This is a genomic window from Paracoccus sp. (in: a-proteobacteria) (assembly GCF_039808215.1).
In the GTDB taxonomy this organism is placed as follows: Bacteria; Pseudomonadota; Alphaproteobacteria; order Rhodobacterales; family Rhodobacteraceae; genus Paracoccus.
Genome location: NZ_JBDHSP010000099.1, coordinates 1 through 8,061 on the forward strand (window position 1 = coordinate 1; position 8,061 = coordinate 8,061).

Genomic DNA, 8,061 nt, shown 5'->3' on the forward strand with positions numbered 1-8,061 from the left:
CCGAGATCCAGCGCGTGGGCTGACATCACCGGGGAAAGGGGGAACTGCGGCCCGGTTCCGACTTCTACAACAACGCCTCCCCACGCCCTCCCTGCCACCGCAGAAAGGAAAAAGATGGACGACTTTTGCGCCGCCCGCAGCAGCACCAAGCTGCCGCTTTCGTGGACTAATTTCTCACCGCCGTACTCAAACGGGGCCGCGCCAGCCCGGTGCGACCCCGTTTCATTCCTCCGTAGCCGAGGTTCAGTCCGCCGGGCCGGGTTCAGCCGTGCTTTTCGATCCAGGCCACGAAAGCGTCGACAAAACCGCCCAGGAATATCGCGGTCTTGTCGTCCAGCACGCTGCCGTCGCGGCCATAGGCCTCGGGGTGCCACTGGATATAGGCCTCGGGCAGGCTCATTACCACCATGCCGACATGCAGCATGTCGCTTTTCAGCCGCGACTGTCCCACGGCGGTGCTGATCTGCCCGGCCGAGGCGCCGATCACCGCCGCCGGCTTGCCGCGCCAGGAATTCTCGCCGATGGGGCGGGTGCCCCAGTCCAGGGCGTTCTTGATCATGCCCGGATAGCTGCGGTTGTATTCCGGCGTCACCGCAAGCACGGCGTCCGAATGCTCGACGCGATCCTTCATGCGCAGCACCGACTCGGGGGGATCGGCCCAGAGATCCTCATTGTAATGGGGCAGGTCGCCGACATGCAGCGCGTGGAACTGCAGCCGGCCCTCGGCCAGCTTCTGCAGTGCCTGCGTCAGCCTGACGTTGATCGACTCGCGGCGCAGCGATCCGGTGATGACGGCGACGGTCTTTACCATTTCTGAACTCCTCCTGTGATCCATTGGCAAAGCTGGGGTCGGGCAGGGCGGGTTGTAAGGGGCGCCATGCTTGCATTCCTGGGGGAAAAGGTGAACACTGACCGGCGAATGCGGCGGGACAGCAGGACGATAAGGCAGAATGCCCGGAAACATGACGGAATTTGTGCAGGCATGGCTTGCGGATGCGAAAAACCTGCGGCTCGCGCTGATCGCCGCCCTGCTGATCGCGCTGCTGGCCCTGGTCGCGCTGTGGCGGCAGCGCCGGCAGACCACGGACGCGCTGGCCGATGCCGATTGGCGCCGGCGCGAGCTGCAGCAGCGGCTCGAGGCCGAGGGCGCACGCCTGCAGGCCGAAACCCTCACCGCCAGCCGGCATGAAAGCCGCGCTGAAGCCCTGGCCCTGCGCCGGCAGGAACTGGTCGAGGAACGCGACGGGCTGAGCGACGCGCTGCACCGCGAAAGGCAGGCGGTCTCGCGGCTTGAGCGCGAACTGGCCGAGACGCGGCTGGGGGCGCAGAAGGACCGCGAGGCGGCCGAGCGCGACATCACCACGCTGCGCGCGCTGCGCGAAGAGATGACCGGCCAGTTCCGGCTGATGGCGCATGAGACGCTGAAATCGCAGGGCGCCGAGATGCAGAAGACGCATGGCGAACAGATTTCGGCGCTGCTGACGCCGTTTCGCGACCAGGTGCACCGTTTCCAGACCGAGCTGCAGGCGCGCAACAAGGCCACGGACGAGGAACGCGCCCGGCTGAAGGAACAGATCGAATATCTGCACAAGCGCTCGGAGGACATCTCGCGCGAGGCGGTGGCACTGACCCGGGCGCTGAAGGGCGACAGTCAGAAGCGCGGCGCCTGGGGCGAGATGATCCTCGAGCGCATCCTCGAGGATTCCGGCCTGATCGCCGGCACGCATTACGAGGTGCAAGGCAGCCGCCGCGACGCCGACGGCAAGCTGTGGCGGCCCGACGTGATCGTGAAGATGCCGCAAAAGAAGCTGCTGGTGATCGACAGCAAGGTGTCGCTGAACGCATATGAAGAGGCGGTGAACGCCGAGGACCCGCCCGCGCGCGAGGCGGCGCTGCGCCGCCATGTCGCCTCGATGCGCACGCATGTGGCGCAGCTGGCCGGCAAGGGCTATCAGGCGCTCGACGAAGGCTCGGTCGATTACGTGCTGATGTTCATTCCGGTCGAGGGCGCCTTTTCCGAGGCGCTGCGCGTCGATCCCGACCTTGCCCGCCACGCGATGGAGCATCGCGTCGGCCTTGCCACGCCGACGACGCTGATGCTGACCCTGCGCACTGTCGACCATATCTGGACGGTCGAGCGGCGCGAGAGCAATGCCATGGCGATCGCCGGCCGCGCCGGTCAGCTTTACGACAAGCTGCACGGTTTCGTCGCTGCCATCGAGGATGTCGGCACGGCGCTTGACCGGGCGCAGAAAAGCCATGCCACGGCCATGGACCGGCTCTCGCGCGGGTCGGGCAATGTCATCCGCCAGGCCGAGATGCTGCGCGAATTGGGGGCGCGCGCGCAAAAACGCCTGGCGCTTGACCATGACGAGGCCGAATTGCTGGAGGCACCGGGAGAGGCGGCTGAATAGGCGCGGCGTTCGGCCGGAACCGGGCCGGCGCGGTTTTGTTCGGCCATGGCGCCGCCCCCGCAGGAACCCCCTTCCTTTGGTGGCGAGGATGTGAAAACCTGCCGCAAAAAGGCGCGGAACTCAGGGACAGGGAATGGCATCAGGAAACCGATCTCAGGCGACGCAGGGGCTGATCCTGATCGCGCCCCCGCTGGGCTATGCGGTGCTGATCCTGGCGGCGCCGCTGCTGACCATCCTGGGCTATTCCTTCATCAAGGACGGCTACCTGACCGTCATCCGCGAATTCACCCTCGAGAATTATCTCGCCGTCTGGACTGATCCGATCTTTCACAAGATCATGCTGCGTTCGCTGGTGGTCGCGGCGCTGGTGACGCTGGTGACGGTGGTGCTGGCCTTTCCCGTGGCCTATTTCCTGTCCTTTGTCGTGCGGGCCGAGCGCAAGGCGCTGTGGATCTTCCTGATCACCATCCCGTTCTGGACCAGCTATCTGATCCGGGTGTTTCTGTGGAAGGTGATCCTTGGCTATAACGGCGTCATCAACTCGGGGCTCAAGACGCTGGGCCTCATCGAGCAGCCGCTGACTTTCATCCTCTACAACGTGAATGCCATGGTGATCACGCTGGCGCATGCCTATGCGCCCTTCGCCATCCTGCCGATCTTCATCGCGCTGGAAAAGATCGACCGCTCGCTGCTCGAGGCGGGGCGGGACCTTGGCGAAAGCCGCGCCGTGACCTTCTGGCGCGTCACGCTGCCCCTGGCCATGCCGGGGGTGGTGGCGGCGGCGCTGATCGTCTTCATCCCGACCATCGGCGATTATGTGACGCCGGCGCTGATCGGCGGCGGCAAGATCCCGATGATCGCCAACATGATCCAGGCGCAGATGCTGGATCTGGACAACCGGCCGATGGGATCGGCGCTGGCGGTCACCGCCATGCTGATCGTCGGGGTGCTCAGCCTGCTGTTCATCGCCCTCAACCGCCGCTTCCTGAAGGTGCGGCAATGAAGGGCGGCGGGCTCAGGGCCTATACCGTCGCCTATCTGGTGTTTCTTTACGCGCCGATCCTGCTCTTGCCGATCTTTGCCTTCAACTCGGGCACGATCATCGCCTTTCCGCTGAAGGGGTTCACCACCGAATGGTTCGCGCAGATGGTCGGCAACGCCTCGCTGCGCCGGGCGCTGACGAATTCGCTGCTGATCGCCGTGGGTTCGTCGATTTTTGCCACCTGCCTCGGCATCTTTGCCGCCCGCGCCTCGACCCGGTTCGAGTTTCCCGGCAAGGGCCCGATCATGGGGCTGATCATGCTGCCGCTGGTCATGCCCGAGATCATCATCTCGGTCTCGCTCTTGGTGGTGCTGCTGTCGCTGGGGGTCAAGCTGTCGATCCTGACGGTGATCGTCGGCCATACGCTTGTCTGCATGCCCTATGCGACGGTGATCCTGTCCACCGCCTTCAACTCGCTCGACCGCTCGCTTGAGGAAGCCGCCTATGACCTGGGCGAGACCCGCTGGAGCGCATTTCGCCTGGTGATCCTGCCCCTGGTGATGCCCGGCATCATCTCGTCGCTGCTGATGAGCTTTACCATCAGCCTCGATGAATTCATCATCGCCTTTTTCCTGGCCGGGAACGAGCCGACGCTGCCGACCTACATCTTCAGCCAGCTGCGCTTTCCCAAGCAGATTCCGATGATCATGGCGCTGGGGACGGTGCTGGTGATCATGTCGATCCTGCTGCTGACCATCGCCGAATACTTTCGCCGCCGCGGCGTCGCCCGGACCGGCATCAAGGATACAGGGGGCTTTCTTTGACCACGCCGAAAAGCACCGCCGCCCATCGCGCCGCCATGGCCGAGGCCAAGCCGATGATCGAATGCCGCGCGGTGCAGAAGCATTATGGCGACTACCACGCGCTGCGCGGCATCGACCTGTCCATCCGCTCGGGCGAGTTCTTTTCGCTTTTGGGACCCTCGGGCTGCGGCAAGACCACGCTTTTGCGCACCATCGCCGGATTTGAGGACATTTCCTCGGGCGTGGTGCTGATCGACGGCCAGGACATGCAGGAGGTGCCGGCGAACCGGCGCCCGACCAATATGGTGTTCCAGTCCTATGCCATCTTCCCGCATCTGAGCGTGGCCGAGAACGTGGGCTTCGGTCTGCGCCGCGACCCGCGTTCGCGCGCGGAAAAATCCGCCGCGGTCGAGCAGGCGCTGGAGATGGTGGGGCTGAAAGGCTATGGCAGCCGCGCCTCGCATGCGCTGTCGGGCGGGCAGCGGCAGCGGGTGGCGCTGGCGCGGGCGCTGATCCTGAAACCAAAGGTGCTGCTGCTGGACGAGCCGCTGTCGGCGCTGGACCGCAAGATGCGCGAGCAGATGCAGGTCGAGCTGATCAAGCTGCAACGCCAGGTCGGCATCACCTTCGTGCTGGTCACCCACGACCAGGAGGAGGCGCTGGTCATGTCCGACCGCATCGCCGTGATGTTCGAGGGCCAGATCGCGCAGCTTGACGGGCCCGAGGCGCTTTACGCGCGGCCCTCCAGCCGGCGGGTGGCGAATTTCATCGGCGTGATGAACTTTCTGCCGGCGCGGGTGCTGGGGCAGAGGCCGGACGGCGTGCAGATCGAGGCACCCGGCCTGGGCCGCGTCGACATTCCCCTGGCCAATGTCAGCCATGCCGATCCCGGCGACGAGGGGCCCTCGGTCGGTTTCCGCCCCGAGGCGGTGTCGCTGATCGCGCCCGGCCAGCAGGGCGCGAACCGGGTGACCGAGGGGGTCATCGACGAGGTGGTCTATTACGGCGACATGACCTATTACGACGTGCGCCTGGACGGGTCGGACCAGTTCGACGGCAAGGCGCGGCCAGTGCGCATCGCCATGCGCAACGTTTTTGGCCGCGAGGTGCAGGATGTGGGCACCCGCGCGCATGTCAGCTGGTCGCCCGGCTCGCTGGTGCTTTTTCGCTGAGGGGGGAACCCCGCGGGCAGTTCGCGGCCTGGGGGCAGGGTGCCGGCCCGGGCAAGACAACAGACGGAGATCGAGATGACCCTGCGTTCGGCAATCCTGGTGCTGCCGCTTGCCCTTGTGCCCGGCATTCCGGGCGCTTTTGCCCAGACGCCCGCGGAACCCGCCGCCTCGGTGCAGGCCGAGCCCGCCAATGACAGCGGCGCCGCCTATGAAAGCGCGCGCAATCAGCTTGGCGTGCTGCTTTACTGCCAGGAAAAGGGGCATATCGACGGCAAGGCAGTCGAAACCCAGACCCGCCTGCTGGCGATGGTCCCGCCCGGAGACGCCGCCGCGGGCGACGCCGCCGAGGCGACGGGCAAGGCCGGCACGGTCTCGGCCATGGGCGTCGAGCGCTCGCTGGCGGACGCGGCCCGCGAGCAGGACACCACCGAGGCGGCGCTCTGCCAGCAGATGGACGCGCTGCTGGCGCAGCTGGCGGCGCAGGTCTCTTCCTGATCGCGGGCGCCCTGCTTTGCGTGAAATCGGCTCGGCGCGCGCAGCCCTGCGGTCCTGACCAGCCCGACCGCGCGCGCAATCGGGCTGGACGGGCCGCACGCGATCAGTTTCTATGCCGGCAATCACAAGCTCCGGGGGATGATCATGGGCGACGGTCTGGCACGGCTTTTCCATGGCGTGGGGCTTGCGCTGATGATCGGCTGGATTCTGGCCATCGGCCAGTCGATCATCCTGCCGGTGGTGATGAGCATCATCATCGCCTATGTCGTGCTTGGCCTGGCCGAACTGATCGGCCGGGCACCGGGCCTGGGCGCGACGCCCGTCGGGCTGCGCCAGATCCTGGCGGCGGCGCTCAGCCTTGCCGCGCTGGCGCTGGTCGTCTGGCTGGTCATGCAAAACGCCACCCAGGTCTCGGCGCAGATGCCGGTCTATCAAGACCAGATGCTGGCGCTGCTGCAGCGTGGTGCCGTCGTCATCGGCCTTGACGACGAACCAAGCTGGCAGAGCCTGCGCCAGGAACTGACCGGGCATCTGAACCTGCAGCGGGCCATCGTCGGATCGGTGGTCTCGGTCGCCGCGATCATCGGCAGCTTCACGGTGGTTCTGGTCTATGCCGGGTTCATCCTGCTTGAGAAACAGGCCTTCGCTCAGAAAATCACCCGCCTTTCGGACCAGCCCGGGAAGGTGGTCAAGATCCAGCAGGTGATCCGCGACGTGAACAGCCGCATCGGCACCTATTTGGTGATGAAGACCCTGATCAACATCACGCTGGGCCTGGCAAGCTATGTGATCTTGCGGTTCTACGGCATCGAATTCGCCGGTTTCTGGGCGATGCTGATCGGGCTGTTCAACTATATTCCCTATCTTGGCGGCGTCATCGGCGTCTCTCTGCCCGCGCTGATGGCGCTGCTCATGTTCGGAGAGATCTGGCCGGTCGTGGTCTTTGTCCTGGTGATGTGCATCCCGCAGGTGGCACTGGGCAATTTCATCGAGCCCTGGCTCATGGGCAATTCGCTCAATCTCAGCCCTTTCGTGATCCTGATCAGCCTTGTCGCCTGGACGACGCTATGGGGCATCATCGGCGCGATCCTTGCGGTGCCGATCATGGCGATTCTGGTCATCATCTTCAGCGAGATCGACGCGACCCGACCGGTGGCGGTGCTGCTGTCGAAGGACGGAAATCTTGCCTGAGGTTCCGCCGGCGCCTGTCCGCAGCAGGCGCCGCAGCTGACCGGGCCGCAAACGTATGGCCCGCCCCGTTGCAAGTGCCGATCGGATTATGACGTGAGCAGTCTGCACAAACGTATCCGGCATGTCGGCGCGATGACCGCTGCCAAGATGGAGATCCGCGCGTCCCGATCCTCATAAAGGGGCCGGCCTCGGAGGGCCATTTTGCGCCGGAGGTTCTCGGAACACCGTTCGACTGTCAGGCCATCTTCCTTTCACCACTCGCAGCTTGTCGCGCCCGGCCGGGTTCAGGACGGGCGCGTGTTCGTCAGCCGGCCGCCTGCGGCACGGTTTCGTAGTTCCGCCCGTGCCGCAGAAGCGCCCAAACGGTGCGCGCCATCTTTGCGGCAAGCGCGACAACAGCGACGTTGGGATGGGTGCGTACGAGCAGCGCACGCAGCCAGGCGCCGACTGCAGTATCCGCCTTCGCCAGTGTCGGCATGGCAGATCGCGCGCCCTGGATCAGCATCTTGCGCAGGTAGCGACTGCCCCGCTTTGTTATGCCGAGGAGCTTCGTCTTTCCTCCCGTTGTCGCCTGTCTGGGCACCAGACCCAGCCAGGCAGCCAGATCGCGTCCTTTCGTGAATGTCGCGGCGTTGCCGACAGCGGCCACCAAGGCGGTGGCATTCAGCGCACCGATGCCCGGAATGCTTGTCAGCCGCCGTGCCCGCTCATCAGTCCGGGCCATGGCCGCAAATTCGGCGTTAAAAGCGGCAATGCGGCGGTCGAGTTCATCCCACCGCCTGCGCATGTCACCGAGCAGGAAAGCCATCCGTGGGCTGAGACGACCCGCATCGGGGTCCAGCAGGTCAGCGAGCAGGTGGCGCAAGCGGGCATGGCCTTGTGCGACGACATGTCCGCGTTCGAGCAGAAGGCTCCTGATCTGGTTGGTGAGCTATGGCTGAATTTGGGTGACGCGGCTTGATCATGCGGCGCGGCTTTGGCTGGCATCGTCAGCGGCGACGCCA

Annotated in this window: 7 protein-coding genes and 1 pseudogene; 6 read left to right on the forward strand and 2 right to left on the reverse strand. The window is 65.3% G+C overall.

The window, feature by feature from the left end:
* Positions 1-262: 262 nt before the first annotated feature.
* On the reverse strand, positions 263-811 hold the full coding sequence (locus tag WMK75_RS17430) for an NAD(P)H-dependent oxidoreductase (protein WP_347268858.1): 549 nt from the start codon (positions 809-811) through the stop codon (positions 263-265).
* 151 nt (positions 812-962) lie between these two features.
* Between WMK75_RS17430 and rmuC the strand changes: the two genes are divergently transcribed.
* From rmuC to WMK75_RS17460, 6 genes are all read left to right on the forward strand, one after another.
* Positions 963-2,414, forward strand: coding sequence for a DNA recombination protein RmuC (gene rmuC, locus WMK75_RS17435; protein WP_347268859.1), 1,452 nt, complete (start codon positions 963-965; stop codon positions 2,412-2,414).
* A gap of 133 nt (positions 2,415-2,547) precedes the next feature.
* Entirely contained in the window at positions 2,548-3,417 is an 870-nt protein-coding gene (locus WMK75_RS17440) for an ABC transporter permease (protein WP_347268860.1), read from the forward strand.
* The gene (locus tag WMK75_RS17445; protein WP_347268861.1) at positions 3,414-4,220 is read left to right on the forward strand and encodes an ABC transporter permease; all 807 of its coding nucleotides are present in this window, start codon (positions 3,414-3,416) and stop codon (positions 4,218-4,220) included. Before WMK75_RS17440 ends, WMK75_RS17445 begins: the two co-directional genes overlap by 4 nt.
* 53 nt (positions 4,221-4,273) lie before the next feature.
* Complete coding sequence (locus WMK75_RS17450) at positions 4,274-5,371, forward strand: ABC transporter ATP-binding protein (protein ID WP_347268864.1); 1,098 nt, start codon at positions 4,274-4,276, stop codon at positions 5,369-5,371.
* A 75-nt stretch (positions 5,372-5,446) separates the two neighbouring features.
* Positions 5,447-5,866 carry a pore-forming ESAT-6 family protein gene (locus WMK75_RS17455; protein WP_347268862.1) on the forward strand — a complete coding sequence of 140 codons (420 nt, stop codon included), beginning with the start codon at positions 5,447-5,449 and terminating at the stop codon, positions 5,864-5,866.
* Between the two features lie 144 nt (positions 5,867-6,010).
* Positions 6,011-7,057 carry an AI-2E family transporter gene (locus tag WMK75_RS17460; RefSeq protein WP_347268863.1) on the forward strand — a complete coding sequence of 349 codons (1,047 nt, stop codon included), beginning with the start codon at positions 6,011-6,013 and terminating at the stop codon, positions 7,055-7,057.
* A gap of 304 nt (positions 7,058-7,361) precedes the next feature.
* Here WMK75_RS17460 and WMK75_RS17465 read toward each other — a convergent pair.
* Positions 7,362-7,988 (reverse strand): annotated as a pseudogene (locus WMK75_RS17465) (IS110 family transposase); the annotation flags it as partial.
* Positions 7,989-8,061: the final 73 nt, after the last annotated feature.